The following is a 22413-nucleotide window of genomic DNA, read 5'->3' on the forward strand; positions in this document are numbered from 1 at the left end:
GCCGAGGCGGTGGGGCGGCCGTTCAGCCCGCCACCGCCTCCGCGATCGCCAGCGTGCGCCGCGCCTCGTCGCGGTGGAGCAGTTCGACCATCCTGCCCTCCACGCGGATCGCGCCTTTCCCGGCATTGGCCGGGTCGTCGAACGCCGTGACCACCGCGCGCGCCCATGCCACTTCATCGTCGCTCGGGGAAAAGACCGCATTGGCCGGCGCGATCTGCGACGGGTGGATCAGCGTCTTGCCCTCGAAGCCCCAAGCCAGACCCTGCCGGCATTCCGCCTCGACCCGCGCGGGATCGTCGATCGCGTTGCACACGCCGTCGAGCGCCGCGATCCCCGCCATCCGCGCGCAAAGCACCAGATTCGTCATCGCCGGCAGCAGCGGCGCGCGGTCGACGCCGGGGCGGCAGCGCATCTCCTTGGCGAGATCGTTCGGCCCCAGCACCAGCGCGGCAAGCCCGGTCTCTTCCGCCGCCGCGACGATCGCGGGAAGGTCGACGATCCCCCGGCACGTCTCGATCATCGCCCACAGCGCCGGTCCCGCGCCGAGCGCCGCCCGCGCCCCGCGCAACGTATCGGGCGAGGAGACCTTCGGCAGCAGAACCGCATCGGGCGCGACGCCGGCGATCGCCGCAAGGTCGTCCGCGCCCCATTCGCTGTCCAGCCCGTTGGCGCGCACCACCAGCTCACGCCGGCCGAAGCCGCCCGCGCGCACCGCCGCCACCGCCTGATCGCGGGCCAGCGCCTTCTGGTCGGGCGAGACGGCATCCTCCAGATCGAGGATCACCACGTCGCACTCCAGCCCGCGCGCCTTCTCGATCGCCCGTGCGTTGGATGCGGGCATGAACAATGCGCTGCGCCTCGGTCGTATCAAAGCCTTGCCTCCACCTGATCGTGGAAGTGGCGAATCCCCACCTCCAGCGCGCCGAGCGTTATCCGCTCCACCGCGCCGGATTCCAGCCCCTCCTGGCCCAATGCGGCGGCGCGGAAATCCTCGCTGCCGAACACGCCGCCGTCGAGCAGCGCCCAGCTTTTCTCCCAATGCCTCAGCGCCTTGCCGGTCGCCGGCGCTTCGGGGATCAGCATGAAATCCTCGACCAGCACGCGGTCATGTGCCTGCGGCATCATCACCATCAGGTTCACGTAATCGGGGCTGACGATCAGCACGGTGCCGGGGAACATCTGATAGGTATAGGTGATCGCCGAGCGCAACGTCGGCCAGTCGCCCGCGCGCACCGCCGCCTCGTCCACGTCGCGCCCCACCGCGGAGCGCTGGTGCGGCCCGATCGTGTCGGCGGTGGATACGCCGTCCTTGAAGAACGAGCCGATCGTGCTCGCGTGGAGCCGCAGCACGTGATAGCTCTCCAGGAACGCATCCATGATGAGCTTCCAGTTCGCCGGCACGTCATGCGTCCGGCGGCGGAACAGGTGCAGCCCGGCCAGCCCGAAGGCGTCGAAGTCATGGCCCAGCGCATCGGCTTCGGCGAACCCGGCCTGCTCGTCGAACGAGAACCAGATCAGCCCGCCCGCCTCGCGCGTCGGCAGGCGCTTCAGGCCATAGTCAGCCTTGTCCAGCCCCGGAAAGGTCTCGCCGCGCGGCAGACCGACCAGCTTTCCGTCGAGCGCATAGCTCCATGCGTGATAGGGGCAGACGAGGCGCGGCCCGCACGCCACCTCCCGGCCCTCCACCAGCCGCGTGCCGCGATGGCGGCAGACGTTGAGGAAGACATGCGCCTCCCTCGCCCTGTCGCGCGTGACGAGCAGCGGCTTGCCGAAGCCGTCGTGCGGCACCGCCATGTTCGGCTCCGGCAGCAGCGCGGAGGGCGCGATCACCAGCGGCGCGCGCGAGAAGATGCGCGCCTGTTCGGCGACATGCCGCGCCGGATCGGTATAGGCCGCCGCGTCGACATAGGTGATGCGCGGTTCGCGCGCGGTGCCGCCATCGGCCAGCGCCGCCGCGAGCGCGAGTTGACCGGGCGTTGGCTGGAGGCGGCCGGCGGGTGCGTTCATGGCTGTCCTCTCGATCTTTTCCCGCTAAGTGTCGCGGAAGCGGATACGGGGAGCAAGGTCGGCAATGAATATAGGCGTCGAGCGCACATGGGTCGATGGCGTGAAGCCCTATATCGAGAAAGCGCCGCTCGCTGCGCTGGCGCTCGGCATCTCCTCCGGCTTCCCCTATGCGATGATCGGCGCGACGCTCACCACCCGGCTGGCGCAGAGCGGCATCGACAAAAAGACGGTGACGGCGTTCAGCCTCGCCTTCCTTGTCTACAACCTCAAATTCCTGTGGGCGTGGATCGTCGACGGCGTGCGGCTGCCGGTGATCGCTCACCTCGGGCAGCGCGTGTCGTGGCTGCTCGTCGCCGGGGTGCTGGTGATCGCGGCGGTGGCCAATCTCGCGCTGGTCGATCCGCAGGCGGATATCGCGCGGACCGCGCTGGCGGCGATCCTCGTCGGCGCGGCCGGGGCGACCTTCGACATCGTGATCGACGCCTATCGCATCGAGATACTGGAGCCGCGCCAGCTCGGCGTCGGCGCGGGGATGAGCCAGTACGGCTGGCGCATCGGGTCGGCCGGCGCGGGCGCACTGGCGCTGGTGATCGCGGGGCGCGGCGGGTGGCATCTCGCCTATCTCGCCTGCGCCTGCTTCGCGCTGCCCGCGATGCTCGCCGGGCTGCTGGTCGGCGAGCCGGAGCGGCGGCGCGACCCGATCGAGCGCAAGGGCGCCTCCGCCGCGCTGGAGGCGATCTGGCGGCCGTTCGTGCAATTCTTCACCCGCCCCGGCGCGGTGGTGATCCTCGCCTTCATCCTGATCCACAAGATCGGCGACACGCTCGCCAACCTCACCTTCCGCCTGCTGTTCGACGACCTGAAGTTCAGCAATGACGAGATCGCCTTCTATGACGTGGGCCTCGGCTTCTGGGCCTATCTGGTCGGGATTTTCGTCGGCGGCATCCTCTACGCGCGGATGGGGATGAAGCGTTCGGTGCTGCTCGCGCTGATCCTGATGATGGTGTCGAACCTCAGCTTCGCCGGCCTCGCCGCCGCCGGTCATTCGAACGCCGGCATGGCGGGCGCGATCGGATTCGAGAATTTCGCCAGCGGCTTCGGCGGCGTGGCGGTGGTCGCCTATTTCTCGGCGCTGTGCGACCTGCGCTTCACGGCGGCGCAATATGCGCTGATCTCCGCCGCCGCGAGCATCCTCGGCCGGATCGTCACCGGCACGACGGCGGGCGCGCTGATCGAGGCAATGGGCTATGTGAACTTCTACCTGCTCACCACCGTCATCGCGCTGCCCGGCGTGCTGCTGTTCTGGTGGATGAGCCACACCGGCATGATCGACCGCTCGATCGGCAGCGCCGGCACCACCGGCGAGGGCGATGTGCGGGAGGAAGAGGCGCTTTAGGCGGACAGGGCAAAGCCGGCCGCGCGGACGCGCGCGGCCGGATCGATCGTCAGGAAATCGGAAAACCGGGCAGCCGGTCGGGCCGCCCGCGTGGACGTCAATCCACGGTGTCCAGCGGCGCGGGGCCGCTGGTCACGACCGGAATCTGCTTCACCGAGCTGTCCCGCGCGGCGAGCAGGTAATCCGCGGTGGTGAGGAACGGCACGGGGTTCACCGCGTGTCCGTCGATGCGCACCTCATAGTGGAGGTGCGGCCCGGTGGAGCGACCCGTCGAGCCCATCAGCGCGATCAGCTGCCCGCGCTTCACGCGCATATTGTCAGCGACCAGGATCTTGGAAAGGTGGCCATAGCGGGTCGCGATGCCCTTGCCGTGGTTGATCTCCACCATGTTGCCATAGCCGCCGAGGCGATCGGCGTGGCTGACGATGCCGTCGGCTGTGGCGTAGATCGGGGTGCCGACCGGGCCGGGGATGTCCACGCCCGCGTGCATCGCGGCGGTGCCCCGGAAGGGGTCGCTGCGGACGCCGAAATTGCTGGAGAAATTGAGGTGCTGCACCGGCTGCACGGAGGGAATGGAGATCACCCCCTGCTCCATCCGGTCCATCTTCTTCCACGTCATGAACAGCGAGCGGAACTGCGCCTCGCCGGTCAGTTCGACCGATGCGTCGGCGCTGCTCGCCGCGAGGATCGGGCCGCCGACGGCGGGCTTCTGCCCCTCTTCCGGCGCCGCGTTGGCAGCGGTGCCGACCCCGGCGAGCGCCAGCGAGGCGGCGGCGATCGAAGCGACCCGGACGAGTTGCGTAAGAGAAAAGTGCGACATCAGACCCCGACGAGCGTGCATGGAACCACTACCGCCGAGCGACCCGGCGTTACTTGTCTATCTGTCTGGATCGCACCCCCGCGCCCCGGACGACGCTTTCTGGCTCCGCGCGGTTAAAATACGCAATAGAAGCCCCCATCCGAAGCGTCGGGTCGGGCCGAAGCTGCGTTGAGTCGTTATATCATGAGGCTAATCGATGGAACCGGGCGGCCTGAACGGCGCATGAATCGCGTCAGACCATCGCCATCAGGCTCGCATTTCCACCCGCCGCGGTGGTGTTGATCGAGGTGGACACCTCCTCCACCAGCCAGTCGAGCCGGTAGCTGCCGGCCTGCGGCAGCGCGATCGGCCCCGGCAGCGCGGCCAGCCCGGCCAGCGCCTCGCGCACCCGCGCGGGCTCGCCCTCGATCAGCGCGCCGGCGAACGGCCCGGCCTTCGTCCAGTCCGCCACGCGGGAGACACGCCGCGCCACCGACGGCGGCAGTTCCGGGAGCAGCGCGGCGCCTCCCGCGACCACCGCGTCATTGCCCCCGGCCAGCGCCGCGCCGAGCTGCGCGATCAGCCCCTCGCGCGTCTCCGGCAGCAGCAGCACCCGCCCGCGCGGATGGAGCGCATAGAGGTTGCGCTCGCCCACCGGCCCCGGCAGCTCCACCTCGCCGCCGAGCAGCGAGGCGCTGATCGCCGCGCGCACCCGCGCCGCCGCCGCGCCGTCGCCCGCTTCCTCCAGCCACAAGGCGAGGTCGCGCGCGGCGGGATCGGCGCTGTTCGAGGAAAGCCGCGGCGGCACCGGCGCCCCCGTCACCAGCCGGCCGAGATAGAGCGGCCCGCCCGCCTTCGGCCCGGTCCCGGAAAGCCCGCGCCCGCCGAACGGCTGCACGCCGACCACCGCGCCGATCACGTTGCGGTTGATGTAGATGTTGCCGACCTTCACCCGCGCCGTGACATGCGCGATCGTCTCGTCAAGCCGCGTATGCAGGCCGAAGGTGAGGCCGTATCCGGTCGCGTTGATCGCGTCGATCAGCCGGTCCAGCCCGGCGCGGCGGAAGCGCACGACGTGCAGCACCGGGCCGAAAACCTCGCGCGTCAGGTCCGCGATATCGTCAAGCTCGATGATCGTCGGCGGCACGAAGGTGCCGTGCGCGGTTTCACCCGCCAGCGCGATCTGCTCCACCGGGCGGCCGAGGCCGCGCATCCGCTCGATATGCTTCGCGATGGTCGCCTGCGCCTCGGCGGTGATGACCGGGCCGATATCGATCGCCAGCCGATCGGTCCGCCCGATCGACAGCTCGTGCAGCGCGCCCTTTATCATGTCCAGCGTGCGATCGGCGATGTCGTCCTGCAAGCACAGGATGCGCAGCGCCGAGCAACGCTGCCCCGCACTGTCGAAGGCGGAGGCGATCACATCCGCCACCACCTGCTCGGCGAGCGCGGAGGAATCGACGATCATCGCATTCTGCCCGCCCGTCTCGGCGATCAGCGGGATCGGCGCGCCATCGGCGGAAAGCCGCGTGGAAAGCTCGCGCTGGATCAGCCGCGCCACCTCGGTCGATCCGGTGAACATCACCGCCGCCGTCTCGGGCGCGGCGACCAGCGCCGCGCCGATCGCGCCGTCGCCGGGCAGCAGTTGCAGCACGTCCGCCGGCACGCCCGCCTCATGCAGGATCGCGACGCCCTGCGCGGCGATCAGCGGGGTTTCCTCGGCCGGCTTGGCCAGCACCGGATTGCCCGCGACCAGCGCCGCCGCCACCTGCCCGGTGAAGATCGCCAGCGGGAAGTTCCACGGACTGATGCACGTCACCGGCCCGAGCGCGCCATGCGCCGGCCCGAGCGTGCGCCGCGCCTGATCGGCATAATAATGCAGGAAGTCGATCGCCTCGCGCACCTCCCCGATGGCATTGGGCAGCGACTTGCCCGCCTCGCGCACGATCAGCCCGAGCAGCGCCGGCATCCGCTGCTGCATGATCGCCGCCGCGCGATCGAGGCATGCGGCGCGATCGGCCGGGGGCACCGCCGCCCATGCCGGGGCCGCCGCCAGCGCCCGCGCCGCCGCGGCGCGCGCCTGCTCCGCCGACGCCTCGACCACCGTGCCGACACGGTCGCGGTGATCTGCCGGGTTGAGCACCGGCCGCACCGTTCCCTCCCCGTCCGCCGGCGCGGCTCGCCACGCGTCGGACGCCCCCGCGCGCATCGTCTCGCCCAGCGCGGCAAGCGTGGTTTCATCGCTCAGGTCCAGCCCGGCGGAATTGGCGCGCGCGCCGTACAATTCGCGGGGAAGCGCGATCTGCGGATGCTTCTGCCCGATCACCGGCATCGCGCGCACCGCCTCGACCGGATCGGCGACCAGTTCCGCGATCGACACTTCGGGATCGGCGATGCGGTTCACGAAAGAGGAATTGGCGCCATTCTCCAGCAGCCGCCGGACGAGATAGGCGAGCAGGGTCTCATGCGTGCCCACCGGCGCATAGATGCGGCACGGCCGGTCGAGCTTGTCCTTGCCGACCACCTCGTCATACAGCGGCTCGCCCATGCCGTGCAGGCACTGGAACTCGTAGCGGCCGATCGCGAAGTCCGGCCCCGCCATGTGGTAGATCGTCGCCAGCGTCTGCGCATTGTGCGTCGCGAATTGCGGGAAGACGTGATCGGTCGCCGCCAGCAGCTTCCGCGCGCAGGCAACATAGGCGACATCGGTGTGGATCTTGCGCGTATAGACCGGGAAATCGGCCAGCCCGTCGACCTGCGCGCGCTTGATCTCGGCATCCCAATAGGCGCCCTTGACCAGCCGCACCATGATCCGCCGGTTGGCGCGTTTCGCCAGATCGACGATCCAGTCGATCACGAACGGGCAGCGCTTGCCGTATGCCTGCACGACGAAGCCGAGGCCGTTCCACCCGGCCAGATCGGGATCGAGCGCGAGGCTCTCCAGCAGGTCGAGCGACAGCTCCAGCCGGTCGGCCTCCTCGGCGTCGATATTGAGGCCGATGTCGTAACCCTTGGCGATCACCGCCAGCGCCTTCACGCGCGGCAGCAACTCGCCCATCACGCGATCCGCCTGCGACCGGGCATAGCGCGGGTGAAGCGCGGAGAGCTTGATCGAGATGCCCGGCCCGCCATAGACGCCGCGCCCGGCCGAGGCCTTGCCGATCGCGCGGATCGCCTCCTCGTAATCGCGATAGTAACGCTCGGCATCGGCCGCAGTCGTCGCCGCCTCGCCCAGCATGTCGTAGCTGTATTGGAAGCCGCGCGCCTCAAGCTCGCGCGCGCGCTTCACCGCCTGCCCGATCGTCTCGCCGGTGACGAACTGCTCGCCCATCATGCGCATCGCCATGTCGACGCCGCGCCGGATCACCGGCTCGCCCGCGCGCGCGATCAGCCGGGTGAGCGCCGCGCCCAGCCCGCTGTCGTTGACGCTGCTGGTCAGCTTGCCGGTGACGACCAGCCCCCAGGTCGCCGCGTTGACGAACAACGAGCGCCCGTCGCCCAGATGCGCGCGCCAGTCGCCCCCGGCGATCTTGTCGCGGATCAGCGCGTCGCGCGTCGCATCGTCGGGGATGCGCAGTAGCGCTTCCGCGAGGCACATCAGCGCCACGCCCTCCTGGCTCGACAGCGCATATTCGTGGACCAGCCCCTCCACGCCGCTGCCCTTGTGCTTGGCGCGCAGCGCGGTGACGAGCGCGGTCGCCGTCGCGGCGGCGGCGGCGCGGACCGGCTCGGGCAGCGTCGCCTGGTCGAGCAGCGCGGCGACGCATTCCGGCTCGGGCCGGCGATAGGCGGCGGTGATCGCCTGCCGCGGCGGCGTCTGCGGGCGGATCGGCGGGGCGAAATCGGCAAACAATGGTGCGAACGCGTCGGTCATCTCGCGCCATTAGCAGAGTCGATCGTGGCAATCCGACCGATCATCAGCCATAATATGACTGAATGGACTTCATTTTGGCATATGGTCAGGTGATATGAATGGCAAAACGGCGCTTCATGGTGAAATCGACGTGTTCGACAGCCGCATCATCGGCGCGCTGCGTGAGGACGGGCGCATGTCCGTGACGGAGCTGGCGCGGCGGGTCGGCCTGTCCAAGACGCCGTGCCAGGTGCGGCTCAGGCGGCTGATCGAGGAAGGCTATATCCGGGGCTTCCGCGCGGTGATCGATCCGGCCAAGCTCGGGCTGGACCATGTCGCCTTCGCCGAAGTGAAGCTGTCGGACACGCGCGAGACAGCGCTGGACGAATTCCGCCGCGCGGTGCTGAAGATTCCGGAGGTCGAGGAATGCCACATGATCGCGAGCAACTTCGACTATCTTCTCAAGGTGCGCACCGCCGACATCCGCCGCTACCGCATCGTGCTGGGCGAGCGCATCTCCAGCCTGCCGCATGTAGCGAGCACATCGACTTTCGTCGCGATGGAGACGATCCGCGACACGACGACGTAGAGCGGCGCATGGCCGCCCGGCGAACTATCGCGAAATCAATGTATTGAGGAGGAGGATGGTGGAGCCGAGGGGGATCGAACCCCTGACCTTCGCAATGCCATTGCGACGCTCTCCCAGCTGAGCTACGGCCCCATTTCCGTCCGGGAAGCGCCCCCTAGCGGGGCGCGACGGCCTTGGCAAGCGGCTGTTTCGCCGCTCGCCAAAAACCGTCAATTCTCTTCGTCGTCGCTCGACGTCTCGACGCCTAGGTCGTCGTCGCCGCCGAGATCCACCTCGTCGTCGGCCGAGGGCTCCTCGTCCTCGCCGGTGTCGATATCGACGTCGTCGTCGCCGGCCAGATCGCTGTCCGGCTCGCCCTTGTCGGTCTTCGCCTCCTCGAACGGAAGCGGCTGCTTGGATTTCAGGATCGGCTCCGGCTCCCATGCATAGCCGCAGCTGATGCAGGTGACGGGGTCGTTCTTTTCGAGGTCATAGAAACGCGTCGCGCATTTCGGGCACGTACGCTTCGTGCCCCATTCCGGCTTGATCATGCCGTGCAAAACCTTTCGGATGGGTGGTTCAACAGGCCATTCCCTGCGAAGTGGCGGGCGCCTTGCCATAGCATGACCCGGCTGGCAAGGCCGCTCGAACATGACCCATGTCGCCGCCCAACCCGTCACCGTCGCCGCCGCCAGCGCCCTGAGGGGCAGAATCCGCGTGCCGGGCGACAAATCCATCAGCCACCGCGCGCTGACGCTGTCCGCGCTGGCGGTGGGCGAAAGCCGCGTCGAGGGGTTGCTGGAGGGCGAGGACGTGCTCGCCACCGCCGCCGCGATGCGGGCGATGGGGGCCGGGATCGCGCGCGGCGAGGACGGCATCTGGCGTATCCACGGCGTCGGGGTCGGCGGGCTGCTCCAGCCACAGGCGGCGCTCGACATGGGCAATTCCGGCACCTCGACCAGGCTGCTGATGGGGCTGGTGGCCAGCCATCCGGTCACCGCGACCTTCATGGGCGATGCCTCGCTCTCGGCGCGGCCGATGAAGCGGGTGATCGACCCGCTCTCGATGATGGGCGCGGACTTCACCGCCTCCCCCGGCGGGCGATTGCCGCTGATGGTGCGCGGGCTCTGCCCGGCGGTGCCGATCGCCTATACTTTGCCGGTCGCCTCGGCGCAGGTGAAGTCGGCGATCCTGCTCGCCGGCCTCAACACGCCGGGCACGACCCGCGTGATCGAGCCGGTCGCCACGCGCGACCATAGCGAGCGGATGCTGACCGGCTTCGGCGCGGCGCTGAGCGTCGAGCAGGTGCCGGAAGGCCGCCTCATCTCGATCACCGGCGAGGCCGAGCTGAAGCCGCAATCGATCGTCGTCCCCGGCGACCCCTCCTCCGCCGCTTTCTGGCTGGTCGCCGCCTCAATCGTGCCGGGCAGCGACGTGGTGGTCGAGAATGTCGGGATGAACCCGACGCGCAGCGGCATCGTCACCGCGCTGCGGCTGATGGGCGCGGACATCGCGGAGCTGAACCCGCGAATCGTCGGCGGCGAGCCGGTGACCGACCTGCATGTCCGCCATGCCGCGCTCACGGGAATCGAGGTGCCGCCGGAACTCGCGCCCTCCATGATCGACGAATATCCCGCGCTGTTCGTCGCCGCCGCCTTCGCCGGGGGCCGCACCGTGGCCCGCGGGGCCGAGGAACTGCGCGTCAAGGAATCGGATCGCATCGCCGTGATGAAGGCCGCGCTGGAGGCGAACGGCGTGTCGCTGATCGAGCATGAGGACGGCCTGTCGATCGACGGGAGCGGCGGCGACGCCATTCCCGGCGGCGCGCGCATCGCCTCGAAACTCGATCACCGCATCGCGATGAGCATGGTGGTCGCCGGGCTTCACGCCCGCGCGCCCGTGACGATCGACGATGCGGCGCCGGTCAGGACGAGCTTCCCGACCTTCTTCGCGCTGCTCGAATCGCTCGGGGGGCAGGTGACGTGGAACTGATCGACAGGCGGCTGCTGCTTGCCGGCGGACTGGCGGCGCTCGTCCCGCTGCCGGCGCTGGCGCGCGGCCTCGCGAGCTATCCGCCGCCGACGCGCGAGGCGATGGTGCCGGTGGAGGGCGGCCGGGTCTACGTCCGCGTCAACGGCGATCTCGCCGGGCCGCGCCCGCCGCTGCTGCTGATCCATGGCGGCCCCGGCGGGACGCATGACGCGCTGCTGGAGGCGCTGCCGCTTGCCGACGAGCGCGCGGTGATCTTCTACGACCAGCTCGATTCGGGGCGCTCCGACCGGCCGGACGACCCCGCCAACTGGCGCGTCGCCCGCTTTGTCGACGAGGTGGAGGCGGTGCGCCGCGCGCTGGGGGTGAAGCGCTGGCATGTGCTGGGGCATAGCTGGGGCGGCACGGTCGCGCTGGAATATGGCGCGCGGCGGCCGGGGGCGCTCGCCGGCCTTGCGCTCGCCAGCCCGCTGATCGCGACGAAGAGCTGGATCGGCGACGCCAATATCCTGGTCGACGCCCTCCCCGCCCCGATCCGCGACGAGATCCGCCGCTGCGAGGCGATCGCCGCGCCGCAGCCGCCGGACTGCGGGACGGCGACCCGCGCCTTCTATGCCGCCTATAACGGGCGCGAACCGGCCTCCCCCGCGCGGCGCGCCTATGCGCAAGCGGCCGGCGGGCGCGGCTTCAACGCGAAGCTGTACGAGACGATGTGGGGATCGAGCGAGTTCGTCTCGACCGGCACGCTCAGCAAATATGACGGCGAGCCGTTGCTCGCCAGGCTCGATGGAAGGCGCACCTTGTTCATCTGCGGCCAGTATGACGAAGCCCGCCCGGCGACGATCGGCAACTATGCCGCGCGCGTGCCGGGCGCCGAGTTCGCGGTGATCCCCGGCGCGGCGCACAATATCTTCGGCGACCGCCCGGAAGAGACGATCGCGACCGTGCGCGGGTGGCTCTCGCGGCAGGACGCGCTGGCATGATCATCGCGGTCGACGGGCCGGCGGCGTCCGGCAAGGGCACGATCGCCAAGGCGCTCGCCCGCCATTACCACCTGCCGCATCTCGATACCGGGCTGCTCTATCGCGCGGTGGCGGCGACGGTGGAGCGGCTCGGCCTCGACCCGACGAAGGAGGCCGACGCGGTCGCCGCCTGCGATTTCGACGAGCTGACGCTGGCCGATCCGGTGCTGCGCGACGGCGAGATCGGCAAGCTCGCCTCGGTCGTCTCGGCGCATCCGCTCGTCCGCGCCGCGCTTCTCCGGCGGCAGAAACGCTTCGCGCATCAGGAGGGCGGCGCGGTGCTCGACGGGCGCGATATCGGCACGGTGATCGCGCCCGACGCCGACGCCAAATTGTTCGTCAAGGCGACGCCGACGATCCGCGCCCGCCGCCGCCATGCCGAGCTCCGGTCGCACGGCTCGACGCAGAGCTTCGATCAGGTGCTGGCCGATATCCGCGCCCGCGACGAGCGCGACAGCACGCGCAGCGCCGCCCCGCTCGTCGCCGCGCCCGATGCGGTGGTGCTCGACACCAGCTTCCTTTCGATCGAGGCGTCGGTGCGCAAGGCGATCGACATCGTCGAGGAGCAGCGCGCGCGCAAGGCGGCGGCGCGCGCCTGATCCGCTCGCGAATCCGCGCCGTTCCACCGCATCGCCACGCGCTTTCGCTTGTGGATAACCGTCACTTGCGCTAAGGGCGCGCGGTCCGGCGGGCTGGGGTCCGCGGGGGCCGGGCGCGGAGGTTGCTCTCTCGCGCCCTTTTCGCATGTGCGTTCCGGCCCTTCGCAAGCCCTGTCCGGCGGATGCCGCATCGGCACGGGGCTGGCGCGGCGGTGAAGGCCAAGACCAGCGGATTCAACCGCTTGGCCGGAAACGACATCAAGGAATCGAAAGTTTATGGCCTCTACGGCAACCCCCACCCGGGACGATTTCGCGGCGATGCTCGATGACATGTTCGGCGGCGCCGACAGCTTCGAGGGCCGCGTGGTGCACGGCACCGTCACCGGCATCGAAAATGACATGGCGATCATCGATGTCGGCCTCAAGAGCGAAGGTCGCGTGCCGCTGCGCGAGTTCGCCGCCCCCGGCCAGAAGGCCGAGCTGAAGGTCGGCGACGAGGTCGAGGTCTATGTCGATCGCGTCGAGAACATGCACGGCGAAGCGATGCTGTCGCGCGACCGCGCGCGCCGCGAGGCCGCCTGGGACAATCTGGAAGCCGAATTCGCCAAGACCGCGCGCGTCGAGGGCGTGATCTTCGGCCGCGTGAAGGGCGGCTTCACCGTCGACCTGAACGGCGCCGTGGCCTTCCTGCCGGGCAGCCAGGTCGATATCCGCCCGGTGCGTGACGTCACCCCGCTGATGGATATCCCGCAGCCGTTCCAGATCCTGAAGATGGACCGCAAGCGCGGCAACATCGTCGTCTCGCGCCGCGCGGTGCTGGAGGAAACCCGCGCCGAGCAGCGTTCGGGCCTGATCCAGAGCCTGCACGAGGGCCAGATCATCGACGGCGTGGTGAAGAACATCACCGACTACGGCGCCTTCGTGGACCTGGGCGGCATCGACGGCCTGCTGCACGTCACCGATCTCAGCTACAAGCGCGTCGCCCACCCGAGCGAGATGATCAACATCGGCGACACCGTGCGCGTCCAGATCATCCGCATCAACAAGGACACGCAGCGCATCTCGCTGGGCATGAAGCAGCTTGAGAGCGATCCGTGGGATGGCGTCGGCGCCAAATATCCGGTCGGCGCGAAGCTGTCGGGCCGCGTCACGAACATCACCGAATATGGCGCGTTCGTGGAGCTGGAGCCGGGCATCGAGGGCCTCGTCCACGTCAGCGAGATGTCCTGGACCAAGAAGAACGTCCATCCGGGCAAGATCGTCTCCACCTCGCAGGAAGTGGACGTCGTGGTGCTGGAGGTCGATGAGGACAAGCGCCGCATCAGCCTTGGACTCAAGCAGGCGCAGGCCAATCCGTGGGAGGCGTTCGCCGCCGCCCATCCGATCGGCTCGACCGTCGAGGGCGAAGTCAAGAACGCGACCGAGTTCGGCCTGTTCGTCGGTCTCGACAACGACGTCGACGGCATGGTCCACATGTCCGACATCGCCTGGGGCGTTTCGGGCGAGGACGCGCTGGCGCTGCATCGCAAGGGCGAGATGGTGCAGGCCATCGTGCTCGACATCGATCCGGAGAAGGAGCGCATCTCGCTCGGCATGAAGCAGCTTGAGCGCGGCGGCCCGGTGGTCGGCGCGGCGACGGGCGGCGAGCGCCTGTCGAAGAACGCGGTCGTCACCGTCACCATCCTCGAAGTCCGCGACGCCGGTCTCGAGGTGCAGGCTGGCGACGACGGCGCGACCGGCTTCATCAAGCGCACCGACCTCGGCCGCGACCGCGACGAGCAGCGTCCGGAGCGTTTCCAGGTCGGCCAGAAGCTCGATGCGATGGTGACCGGCTTCGATCGTTCGAAGAAGCCGACCTTCTCGGTCAAGGCGATGCAGATCGCCGAGGAGAAGCAGGCGGTGGCGCAGTACGGCTCGTCCGATTCGGGCGCGTCGCTAGGCGACATCCTGGGCGAGGCGCTCAAGGCTCGCGAATCGAAGAAGTGAGATCGGCGGAACCGGGCAGGAAAATTTCCTGCCCGGTTCTCGATCCGGCACAAAAATTACAGGGAATTGTCGTTTCGATCCTATTCCGATCGGCAGTTTCTCGGCTAATATCGCGATCCGCCGGTTCCGCGCGTCGGGGAACCGCTTCAGGACTTGCAGAATGATCCGTTCCGAACTCGTCCAGCAACTCGCCGAAGCCAATCCCGAGCTTTCGCTGCGTGAGGTCGAAGCGATCGTTTCCACCTTCTTCGACGAGATCGTCCGCCGCCTGGCCGAAAACGGCCGGGTCGAGCTGCGCGGTTTCGGCGCTTTCTCCACCCGCGCCCGCGACGCCCGCTCCGGCCGCAATCCGCGCACCGGCGAGACGGTGGACGTGAATGCCAAGCGCGTCCCCTATTTCAAGCCGGGCAAGGAAATGCGCGCGCGGCTCAACGTCGCTTGACGTAAGGCTCCGGGTAGCCTTCACGTCGCGTGCGATGCGCGGACGTGGCGGAATCGGTAGACGCTGGAGACTTAAAATCTTCTGCCCTTGGCGTGCGGGTTCGAGTCCCGCCGTCCGCACCATCGCGTGTGCCGCGCTGGCGCTGATCGCCGGCTGCGAGCGGCGCCCCGACGTCGGCCCGGTCGTGGCGAGCGTGATCGGCGGCGCTCCCGAATTGCGTGATTCCAGCCGGGGCGAACGACCGGAGAGCGACCGGCTGCTCGCCGACTCGGTCGCGCAAGGGCTGGTCCGCTTCGACGCGACGGGGCAGATCGAGCCGGGTATCGCGGAACGCTGGATCGTCACCGACGAGGGCAAGACCTATATCTTCCGCCTGCGCGAGACCTTGTGGTCGGATGGCCGCCCCGTCACCGCGCAGGAAGTGGTGGCGATCCTAAAGCGGCAGATCGCGGCGGCCTCGCGCAACCCGCTGAAGCCCTATCTCACCGCGATCGACTCGATCGTGGATATGACGCCTCAGATCATCCAGATCGAACTGTCCTATCCGCGCCCCGACCTGCTGAAGGTGTTCGCCCAGCCCGAGCTGGCGATCATCCGGCTGCGCGATCCGGCTGGCACCGGCCCGTTCCGCATCGCGCACCGGAGCCGCTATTCGCTGCTGCTGACGCCGGTGCGCGAGCTGAACCGCTCGCCCGACGAGACGCCCGAAAAGGCGCCGGAGGACAACGTCCGGCTGATCGGCGAATCGGCGGCGCGCGCTATCACCCGCTATGCCGCGCGTCGGTCGGATCTCGTCACCGGAGGAACGTTGCGCGACTGGCCGCTGCTGCAAATCGCCGCGGTCGCGCCGAACAATATCCACCTCGATCCGGCCGCCGGCCTGTTCGGGCTGGCGATCGTACGCCGCGATGGCTTCCTGGCGACACCGGAGAACCGCGCCGCCCTTGCCGGCGCCATCAACCGTAGCGCGCTGACCGGCGCCTTCTCTCCCGATTGGCCGGTGACCGAGCAACTGCTGCCCGAGCAGCTCGATTCGGCCACCGCGCCGGCGCTGTCGCAGTGGGTCGCGCTCGATCAGGATAGCCGCCGCCGGCAGGCGCTGGCGAGCGTCGCGGCGTGGCGACGCGCGCATCTCGAACCGCTTCAACTGCGCGTCGCGCTCCCCGCCGGGCCGGGCGGCAACCTGCTATGGGCGCGGATCGGCGCGGACCTGCTGGCGATCGGCATCCAGCCCGAGCGCGGCGCGGCGGACGATCCTGACGCGGACCTGCGCCTGATCGACGCCGTGGCGCCCTACGACAGCGCGCGCTGGTACCTCGCCCACGCCTGCGCGCCGTGCAACGAGGCAGCGAGCCAGGCGATCGAGGCGGCGCGGGTCGCCCCGACATTGGCCGAGCGCGCGACCGCGATCGCCGCCGCCGATGCGGCCATGGCCGCCGATGTCACCTTCATCCCGATCGCCCGCCCGCTGCGCTGGTCGCTGGTGTCGCTGCGGTTGCGGCAATGGCAGCCGAACGCGCGCGCATGGCACCCGTTGAACCGCCTGCGTGCCGCCCCCAAGTGATGCTGCATGAACCAGCGCACCACCCGCATCCACGCCGCCGCGCTCGATAACCTGCCGCTGAGCCGCGATCCGGCCCACGTCCGCCAGCGGATCGAGGCGATGGAGAAATTGCTCGAGGGGCTGTTCGTCGTGCCGGGGATCAACCGGCGCGTCGGGCTGGATTTCCTGCTCGGGCTGGTGCCGGTGGCGGGCGACGTGGTCGCCGCCGCGCTGGGCGCATGGATCGTGTGGGAGGCGCGCAACCTCGGCATGAGCCGCTTCCAGCTCGCGCGGATGAGCGCACGGGTCGGTTTCGACGCGCTGATCGGCATGGTGCCGGTGGTGGGCGACGCGGCCGATTTCTTCTATCGCTCGAACACGCGCAACCTGAAGACGATCAAGCGCCACCTCGACCGGCATCACCCATCGACGGTGACGATCGAACGATAAACCTCCGTCAATACAGCAGGAATGCGCGCCGGCGCTCATCCCATGCGCGCTCGTCGGGGATGGTGAGCGCATCGAGGTCGCCAGCCGCCGCACCGGCGTCGTCGACCCATTCGCGCAGCGCCGGCCCACCGTTGATGACGTCGATCGCCAGCTTGCCGAACTCATATTCATACGGGAAGTCGCGCCACAGCGGGTAATCCGACCACAGCCGCCGGATCGCCTTGAACGCCAGCGCCTGAAGCCGCCACGGCCGGAAAGCCGCGTGGTCGTACCCCGCGCCCTCGGCGTGGATGAACACGCCCGCGCAAAGCTGCCCGACATGCTTGTGGAAAGTCGGCTGGAACCAGAAATCGCGCAAGGTGCAGCCGGCGAGCCATGCCGGCGCCAGCGCGCGCATCTCCGCCATCACCGCGCGCGCGTCGATATCGGGCGCGCCGAACAGCTCCAGCGGGCGCGTGGTGCCCCTGCCCTCGCTCAGCGTCGTGCCCTCCAGCATCACCGTGCCGGCATAGGCGCGCGCCATGTTGACGTTGGCGGCATTGGGGCTGGGATTGATCCACACCCGCTCGGGCGGCCAGCCGTAACCGGGCGCCTCGTCGGGCCGCCAGCCCTCCATCGCGATCACGCGATAATCCACGTCGAGCCGGAAATGATCGACGAACCACCGGCCCATCTCGCCGAGCGTCAGCCCATGCCGCATCGGCATCGGCCCCGCCCCGACGAAGCTCTCCCAGCCCGGCCGCAGCGCCAGCCCCTCGACCGGGCGGCCGGCGGGGTTGGGGCGATCGAGCACCCATACCGCCTTGCCGTGCGTGGCTGCCGCCTCCAGCACATAGAGCAACGTCGTGACGAATGTGTAGATGCGGCAGCCCACGTCCTGAAGGTCCACCAGCAGCACGTCGAACGTGCCCATCGACTGCCCGGTCGGCCGCCGCACCTCGCCGTAGAGGCTGAACACCGGCATGCCATAGGTCGGATCGGTGAAGTCGGGCGACTCCATCATATTGTCCTGAAGGTCGCCGCGAACGCCGTGCTGCGGCCCGAACACCGCGCTGATCTCCACGCCCGCCGCGATCAGCGCGTCGAGGCTGTGCGTCAGATCGGCGGTGACGGAGGCGGGATGCGCGAGCAACGCGACGCGCTTCCCCTCCAGCGGCTTACGAAGGCTCGCATCGGCGAGCAGGCGGTCGATCCCGAACTTCATGGCGCCTCAGGTGCCGGGAGCCGCGCGACAAAGCAATCGTCGCGGTGGAAATCCGGCGCGCCCGGCGGATGCGCGAGCGACCAGAAGGAACGCCGCCCGCCGGTTTCCTCGATCACGGCGGTGAGGGCGATGCGCCGCCCGTTTACATCGTCCAGCCCGCTCACCGTGACGCCATCCCCACGCCGCTCGATGCGCGGATCGACCGGAAGCGGCAGGTCACGCATCCCCGCGCGATATCCATCGAACGCATAGGCCGCCCAACGTCCGGACGGCGAGAAATTGAACTCGGCATACCCTTCACCGCCATCCGGCTTCACGAACAGCTCGAAGCAGGTCGCCTTCCACAATTCGTCCATCCGGCCGGGCGCGGCGGGTTCCGGCCACACCAGCTCGCCTGCGCCCTCGACACGATAGTGCAGGCATAGCTCACCGCCCCGCCGCTCCACCTCGACGCTCACCTCTTTCACCGCCAGCGGGGGGAAATCGGGATGCGGGATCAGGGTGTAAATCGCCATGTCGCGCCCACCCTAGGAAAAGCGTGCGGAAATCGCTATGTGGCGCGCCTTCCTATGGCGACAAAACTCCCCTCCCCGCCCCGCGTGGGCATGGTCTCGCTCGGCTGCCCGAAGAACCTTGTCGACAGCGAGCGCATCCTGACCCAGCTCCGCGCCGACGGCTACCAGATGTCGGCCGACTATGCCGGGGCGGATGTCGTGCTGGTCAACACCTGCGGCTTCCTCGATTCGGCGAAGGAGGAAAGCCTGGAGGCGATCGGCGAGGCGATCGCGGAGAACGGGCGCGTCATCGTCACCGGCTGCATGGGCAAGGAAGCGGAGCTGATCCGCGCGCGCTTCCCCGACGTGCTCGCCGTCACCGGCGCGCATCAATACGAGCAGGTGGTGGAGGCGGTGCATGACGCCGCGCCCGCCAATATCTCGCCCTATGTCGATCTGATCCCCGACGCCGGGCTGAAGCTCACCCCGCGCCACTACAGCTACCTCAAGATTTCGGAGGGCTGCAATCATCGCTGCGCCTTCTGCATCATCCCTTCGCTGCGCGGCGATCTGGTCAGCCGCCGCCCGGATGCGATCCTGCGCGAGGCGGAGAAACTGGTCGCGGCCGGGACGAAGGAACTGCTGGTCATCAGTCAGGACACCTCCGCCTACGGGGTGGACCTGCGCCACAAGGCTTGGCCATGGAAGGGCGGTGAGGTGCGCTCGCACATGACCGACCTCGCGCGCGAGCTGGGCCGGATCGCGCCGTGGGTGCGGCTGCACTACGTCTATCCCTATCCGCACGTCGATCAGGTGATCCCGCTGATGGCGGAAGGGCTGGTGCTGCCCTATCTCGACATCCCCTTCCAGCACGCCAGCCGCGCGGTGCTGAAGGCGATGAAGCGTCCCGCCAACGAGGCGAAGGTGCTGGAGCGCATCCGCTCGTGGCGCGAGATCTGCCCCGATATCGCGATCCGCTCGACCTTCGTGGTCGGCTTCCCCGGCGAGACGGAGGACGATTTCCGCTACCTGCTCGACTGGCTGGACGAGGCGCAGCTCGACCGCGTCGGCGCGTTCCGTTTCGAGCCGGTGGAAGGTGCGGCGGCCAATGCGCTTCCCGATCCGGTGCCGGATGAGGTGAAGGAGGAACGCTACGCCCGCGTGATGGAAAAGACCGCCGCCATCTCCGCCGCGAAGCTTGCCGCGAAGGTGGGGCTCACGCTGGACGTCATCATCGACATGGTGGGCGAGGAAGGCGGCGCGACCGGCCGCTCCTATGCGGATGCGCCGGAAATCGATGGCGAGGTGCATCTGCGCGACGCGGGTCATCTGTCGCCCGGCGATATCGTGCGGGTGGCGATCGAGGACGCCGACGAGCACGATCTGTTCGGCGCGCCGTCCGACGCCTGAACTGGGCGCTTGACCGCTCCGGCGGCGCTGCTAATAGGCGCCCCTCGCTTCGGCGAAAAACGCCCTGGGGCGGAGTAGCTCAGCTGGTTAGAGCAGCGGAATCATAATCCGCGTGTCGGGGGTTCAAGTCCCTCCTCCGCTACCACCTTCATCCGAACAGATGACGCGACAGCGGCTCCCACTCGCCGCCGCGATACCACCATGACCCAAGGCCGGTGACCGTTACCGGCCGGGCACGAAACCCGGCGCGCAATGCCGCCAGCAAGACTCCCGCTTCCCTCGGCGCCACCTTGTTCTGGACCGTGACATGCGGCCGCCAACCCGCCATGTCTTGTGGCACCAGCAGGCCAGCGAACGCCTCGGCGAGCCTTGCGCGGACAGCCGCCAGCCCTTCGCTCTCGATCCGCCACGCGACGCCCTGCGCCAGCGAATAGGGCTCACGCAGCATCGCTGGCGGCGCTGGCATGCCGCGCGTTTCGTGGCTGAGGCGCTGCTTCACCTCCGCCTCCAGCGAGGGCGGCAGGTGGTGGAACAGCGTGAGGTGCGCGGGCACGCGGTTGCGCTCCGCCGGATAATGCGCGCGGCGCAGCGAATCGAACCATCCCTGATCGCCAGCGCCGAACAGCGCGGTGACGACGATCGGCGCGCTCAAATCTCGATCTGCGTGCCCAGCTCGACCACGCGGTTGGTCGGCAGGCGGAAGAATTCCATCGCACTTTCGGCGTTGCGCAGCATCCACGAGAACAGTTTCTCGCGCCAGATCATCATCCCCGGCCGCTCGGACGGGAGGAGCGTCTGCCGCGAAAGGAAGAAGCTGGTGTCGATCATGCGGATATCGGCGCCGCACCCGTCGAACCGCTTGAGCGCCGCCGGCACGTCGGGCGCCTCCATGAAGCCATAGCGCAGGATCACGCGGTGGAACCCCTGCCCCAGATCGTCGTGCAGGAAGCGATCGTCCTCCGGGAAATAGGGCAGGTCCGTCACCTTCACGGTGAGCAGGATCACCCGCTCGTGCAGCACGCGATTATGCTTCAGGTTGTGGAGCAGCGCGTGCGGCACGCCTTCGGGCGTCGAGGTCATGAACACCGCCGTTCCCGGCACGCGCGTCGCCGAGCTGGCGGCCGAGCCGATGAAGATCTTGATCGGCATCGCGCCCTCACGCATCCGCTGGATCATCAGCTTGCGCCCGGTCGCCCAGGTGGTGAGCATGACGAAGCAGACCATCGCGACCAGCAGCGGGAACCAGCCGCCGTCGAACACCTTGGTCAGGTTCGACGTGAAATACATGCCGTCGACGAACATGAACGTGCCAACGAACGGCACCACCGCATACCACGGCCAGTGCCACACCCGCCGGATCAGCACCCCGATCAGGCAGGTCGAGATGAACATCGTCCCCGTCACCGCGATGCCGTAGGCCGCCGCGAGGTTGGAGGATTCGCGGAAGCCGAAGATCAGCAGCACGACCATCACCATCAGCGTCCAGTTGATCGACGCGATGTAGATCTGCCCCGCCTCCGACGCGCTGGTGTGGCTGATGCGCAGGCGCGGCATCAGCCCGAGCTGGATCGCCTGCTGCACCACCGAATAGCAGCCGGTGATCACCGCCTGGCTGGCGATCACCGTCGCCACCGTCGCGAGGATGACGAGCGGCAGGCGCCATTGCTCGTTCGCCAGCATGAAGAACGGGTTCTGCGCCGCCGCCGGATTGCCGAGCAGCAGCGCGCCCTGCCCGAGGTAATTGAGCATCAGCGCGGGGAAGATGAACCACAGCCACGCATAGGCGATCGGCTTGCGCCCGAAATGCCCCATGTCGGCATAGAGCGCCTCCGCCCCGGTCAGCGCCAGCACGACCGAGCCGAGCGCGAGGAACGCCAGCCGCCCGTCCGTCGTGGCGAAGCGCACCGCCCAGCGCGGATCGAGCGCGAGCAGGATATGCGGTTGCTTGATGATATGGATCAGGCCCAGCGCGGCGATCGTGACGAAATAGACCGCCATGATCGGGCCGAAGAACTTGCCCACCCGCGCCGTGCCGACCGACTGGATGTAGAACAGGCCGACGAGGATCGCCACGGCGACCGGGATGACGAAGCTGCTGAACCCCCGCTCCACCGTCACCAGCCCCTCCACGGCGGAGAGCACGGATACGGCGGGGGTGATCATGCAATCGCCGAAGAACAACGCGGAGGCGAGCACGCCGAGGATGACGAGGCTCGGCCCCCATCTCTTCCCCGCCCCGCTGCGCCGCTGGATCAGCGCGAGCAGCGCGAGGCTGCCGCCCTCTCCCTCGTTATCGGCACGCAGGATCACCGTCACATATTTGAACGAGACGATCAGCAACAGCGACCAGAAGACGAGGCTGACCACGCCGAAGATGTGGAGTTGGTCGACCGTCAGCGGATGATGGCCGACGAACACCTCCTTCATCGAATAGAGCGGGCTGGTGCCGATATCGCCATAGACGACGCCGACCGCGCCCACCGCCAGCTTGGCGAGGCTGTCGCGGCGAAGGTCGTGGCCAGACGCCGCGCCCGAGGCTGGGGAGGTGCTCACGAAATGTTCGCAGATTCCGGAATCACGGCAGAAAGCCTGCAATCACCCTGTTGGAGCGGCGCGCCTAGCACGCCCCCCCGCGCCCCGCAACATGAGGC

General features: G+C 68.8%; 19 protein-coding genes and 3 tRNA genes. 12 read left to right on the plus strand and 10 right to left on the minus strand.

The features are described from left to right. Positions 1-22: 22 nt before the first annotated feature. Positions 23-868, minus strand: a complete 846-nt coding sequence (locus tag F9288_RS19115; protein WP_302675339.1) for a CoA ester lyase — start codon at positions 866-868, stop codon at positions 23-25. After that, positions 868-2007, minus strand: coding sequence for an aromatic ring-hydroxylating dioxygenase subunit alpha (locus tag F9288_RS19120; protein WP_174838246.1), 1140 nt, complete (start codon positions 2005-2007; stop codon positions 868-870). Before F9288_RS19120 ends, F9288_RS19115 begins: the two co-directional genes overlap by 1 nt. Before the next feature lie 64 nt (positions 2008-2071). Between F9288_RS19120 and F9288_RS19125 the strand changes: the two genes are divergently transcribed. After that, positions 2072-3403 (plus strand): MFS transporter, encoded by a 1332-nt coding sequence (locus F9288_RS19125; RefSeq protein ID WP_174838247.1) that lies wholly within the window; start codon positions 2072-2074, stop codon positions 3401-3403. Positions 3404-3500: 97 nt separating this feature from the next. Here F9288_RS19125 and F9288_RS19130 read toward each other — a convergent pair whose 3' ends face one another. Then, complete coding sequence (locus tag F9288_RS19130; protein ID WP_368076171.1) at positions 3501-4223, minus strand: M23 family metallopeptidase; 723 nt, start codon at positions 4221-4223, stop codon at positions 3501-3503. A 232-nt stretch (positions 4224-4455) separates the two neighbouring features. After that, on the minus strand, positions 4456-8076 hold the full coding sequence (putA, locus tag F9288_RS19135; protein WP_174838249.1) for a trifunctional transcriptional regulator/proline dehydrogenase/L-glutamate gamma-semialdehyde dehydrogenase: 3621 nt from the start codon (positions 8074-8076) through the stop codon (positions 4456-4458). 94 nt (positions 8077-8170) lie between these two features. Between putA and F9288_RS19140 the strand changes: the two genes are divergently transcribed. Continuing rightward, positions 8171-8644: an Lrp/AsnC family transcriptional regulator gene (locus tag F9288_RS19140; protein WP_174838250.1), complete on the plus strand. Its 474-nt coding sequence runs from the start codon at positions 8171-8173 to the stop codon at positions 8642-8644. Positions 8645-8700: 56 nt separating this feature from the next. Here the strand turns inward: F9288_RS19140 and F9288_RS19145 are convergent. Continuing rightward, positions 8701-8776: transfer RNA gene (locus F9288_RS19145), tRNA-Ala, on the minus strand. A gap of 77 nt (positions 8777-8853) precedes the next feature. Further along, positions 8854-9174, minus strand: coding sequence for a TIGR02300 family protein (locus F9288_RS19150; RefSeq protein WP_174838251.1), 321 nt, complete (start codon positions 9172-9174; stop codon positions 8854-8856). Between the two features lie 100 nt (positions 9175-9274). On the opposite strand from F9288_RS19150, the gene aroA reads away from it, so the two are divergent. From aroA to F9288_RS19190, 8 genes are all read left to right on the plus strand, one after another. After that, positions 9275-10615 carry a 3-phosphoshikimate 1-carboxyvinyltransferase gene (aroA, locus tag F9288_RS19155; protein WP_174838252.1) on the plus strand — a complete coding sequence of 447 codons (1341 nt, stop codon included), beginning with the start codon at positions 9275-9277 and terminating at the stop codon, positions 10613-10615. Further along, positions 10606-11595 (plus strand): proline iminopeptidase-family hydrolase, encoded by a 990-nt coding sequence (locus F9288_RS19160; protein ID WP_254620968.1) that lies wholly within the window; start codon positions 10606-10608, stop codon positions 11593-11595. The genes aroA and F9288_RS19160 overlap by 10 nt, the downstream gene beginning before the upstream one ends. Beyond that, positions 11592-12233, plus strand: coding sequence for a (d)CMP kinase (gene cmk, locus F9288_RS19165; protein ID WP_174838253.1), 642 nt, complete (start codon positions 11592-11594; stop codon positions 12231-12233). Before F9288_RS19160 ends, cmk begins: the two co-directional genes overlap by 4 nt. Before the next feature lie 276 nt (positions 12234-12509). Beyond that, positions 12510-14219 carry a 30S ribosomal protein S1 gene (gene rpsA / locus F9288_RS19170; protein WP_174838254.1) on the plus strand — a complete coding sequence of 570 codons (1710 nt, stop codon included), beginning with the start codon at positions 12510-12512 and terminating at the stop codon, positions 14217-14219. Positions 14220-14379: 160 nt separating this feature from the next. Further along, positions 14380-14661, plus strand: coding sequence for an integration host factor subunit beta (locus F9288_RS19175; RefSeq protein WP_174838255.1), 282 nt, complete (start codon positions 14380-14382; stop codon positions 14659-14661). Between the two features lie 38 nt (positions 14662-14699). Continuing rightward, a tRNA-Leu gene (locus F9288_RS19180) sits at positions 14700-14783 on the plus strand. A 62-nt stretch (positions 14784-14845) separates the two neighbouring features. Further along, positions 14846-16225 carry an ABC transporter substrate-binding protein gene (locus F9288_RS19185; RefSeq protein WP_254620969.1) on the plus strand — a complete coding sequence of 460 codons (1380 nt, stop codon included), beginning with the start codon at positions 14846-14848 and terminating at the stop codon, positions 16223-16225. Between the two features lie 6 nt (positions 16226-16231). After that, entirely contained in the window at positions 16232-16654 is a 423-nt protein-coding gene (locus tag F9288_RS19190; protein WP_174838256.1) for a DUF4112 domain-containing protein, read from the plus strand. Positions 16655-16661: 7 nt separating this feature from the next. On the opposite strand, the gene F9288_RS19195 is transcribed toward F9288_RS19190, so the two are convergent. Continuing rightward, positions 16662-17858, minus strand: coding sequence for an exo-beta-N-acetylmuramidase NamZ domain-containing protein (locus tag F9288_RS19195; protein WP_174838257.1), 1197 nt, complete (start codon positions 17856-17858; stop codon positions 16662-16664). Further along, positions 17855-18373, minus strand: a complete 519-nt coding sequence (locus F9288_RS19200) for a DOMON-like domain-containing protein (RefSeq protein ID WP_174838258.1) — start codon at positions 18371-18373, stop codon at positions 17855-17857. Before F9288_RS19200 ends, F9288_RS19195 begins: the two co-directional genes overlap by 4 nt. A gap of 54 nt (positions 18374-18427) precedes the next feature. Here F9288_RS19200 and rimO point away from each other — a divergent pair, with 54 nt between their 5' ends. Then, on the plus strand, positions 18428-19762 hold the full coding sequence (gene rimO, locus F9288_RS19205; protein ID WP_174838259.1) for a 30S ribosomal protein S12 methylthiotransferase RimO: 1335 nt from the start codon (positions 18428-18430) through the stop codon (positions 19760-19762). Positions 19763-19830: 68 nt separating this feature from the next. Further along, a tRNA-Met gene (locus tag F9288_RS19210) sits at positions 19831-19907 on the plus strand. A 3-nt stretch (positions 19908-19910) separates the two neighbouring features. Here F9288_RS19210 and F9288_RS19215 read toward each other — a convergent pair. Continuing rightward, on the minus strand, positions 19911-20414 hold the full coding sequence (locus tag F9288_RS19215; protein WP_174838260.1) for a 2'-5' RNA ligase family protein: 504 nt from the start codon (positions 20412-20414) through the stop codon (positions 19911-19913). After that, positions 20411-22315 (minus strand): potassium transporter Kup, encoded by a 1905-nt coding sequence (locus F9288_RS19220; RefSeq protein ID WP_254620970.1) that lies wholly within the window; start codon positions 22313-22315, stop codon positions 20411-20413. Before F9288_RS19220 ends, F9288_RS19215 begins: the two co-directional genes overlap by 4 nt. Positions 22316-22413 lie beyond the last annotated feature (98 nt).

It is taken from the genome of Sphingomonas sp. CL5.1 (assembly GCF_013344685.1).
GTDB lineage: Bacteria > Pseudomonadota > Alphaproteobacteria > Sphingomonadales > Sphingomonadaceae > Sphingomonas.

Coding starts and splice junctions, on each gene's coding strand:
- putA (WP_174838249.1), bottom strand. CDS start 8,076: ATGACCGACGCGTTCGCACCATTGTTTGCCGATTTCGCCCCGCCGATC.
- aroA (WP_174838252.1), top strand. CDS start 9,275: ATGACCCATGTCGCCGCCCAACCCGTCACCGTCGCCGCCGCCAGCGCC.
- F9288_RS19150 (WP_174838251.1), bottom strand. CDS start 9,174: ATGATCAAGCCGGAATGGGGCACGAAGCGTACGTGCCCGAAATGCGCG.
- cmk (WP_174838253.1), top strand. CDS start 11,592: ATGATCATCGCGGTCGACGGGCCGGCGGCGTCCGGCAAGGGCACGATC.
- F9288_RS19200 (WP_174838258.1), bottom strand. CDS start 18,373: ATGGCGATTTACACCCTGATCCCGCATCCCGATTTCCCCCCGCTGGCG.
- rpsA (WP_174838254.1), top strand. CDS start 12,510: ATGGCCTCTACGGCAACCCCCACCCGGGACGATTTCGCGGCGATGCTC.
- F9288_RS19175 (WP_174838255.1), top strand. CDS start 14,380: ATGATCCGTTCCGAACTCGTCCAGCAACTCGCCGAAGCCAATCCCGAG.
- F9288_RS19140 (WP_174838250.1), top strand. CDS start 8,171: ATGAATGGCAAAACGGCGCTTCATGGTGAAATCGACGTGTTCGACAGC.
- F9288_RS19125 (WP_174838247.1), top strand. CDS start 2,072: ATGAATATAGGCGTCGAGCGCACATGGGTCGATGGCGTGAAGCCCTAT.
- rimO (WP_174838259.1), top strand. CDS start 18,428: ATGGCGACAAAACTCCCCTCCCCGCCCCGCGTGGGCATGGTCTCGCTC.
- F9288_RS19190 (WP_174838256.1), top strand. CDS start 16,232: ATGAACCAGCGCACCACCCGCATCCACGCCGCCGCGCTCGATAACCTG.
- F9288_RS19130 (WP_368076171.1), bottom strand. CDS start 4,223: ATGTCGCACTTTTCTCTTACGCAACTCGTCCGGGTCGCTTCGATCGCC.
- F9288_RS19120 (WP_174838246.1), bottom strand. CDS start 2,007: ATGAACGCACCCGCCGGCCGCCTCCAGCCAACGCCCGGTCAACTCGCG.
- F9288_RS19195 (WP_174838257.1), bottom strand. CDS start 17,858: ATGAAGTTCGGGATCGACCGCCTGCTCGCCGATGCGAGCCTTCGTAAG.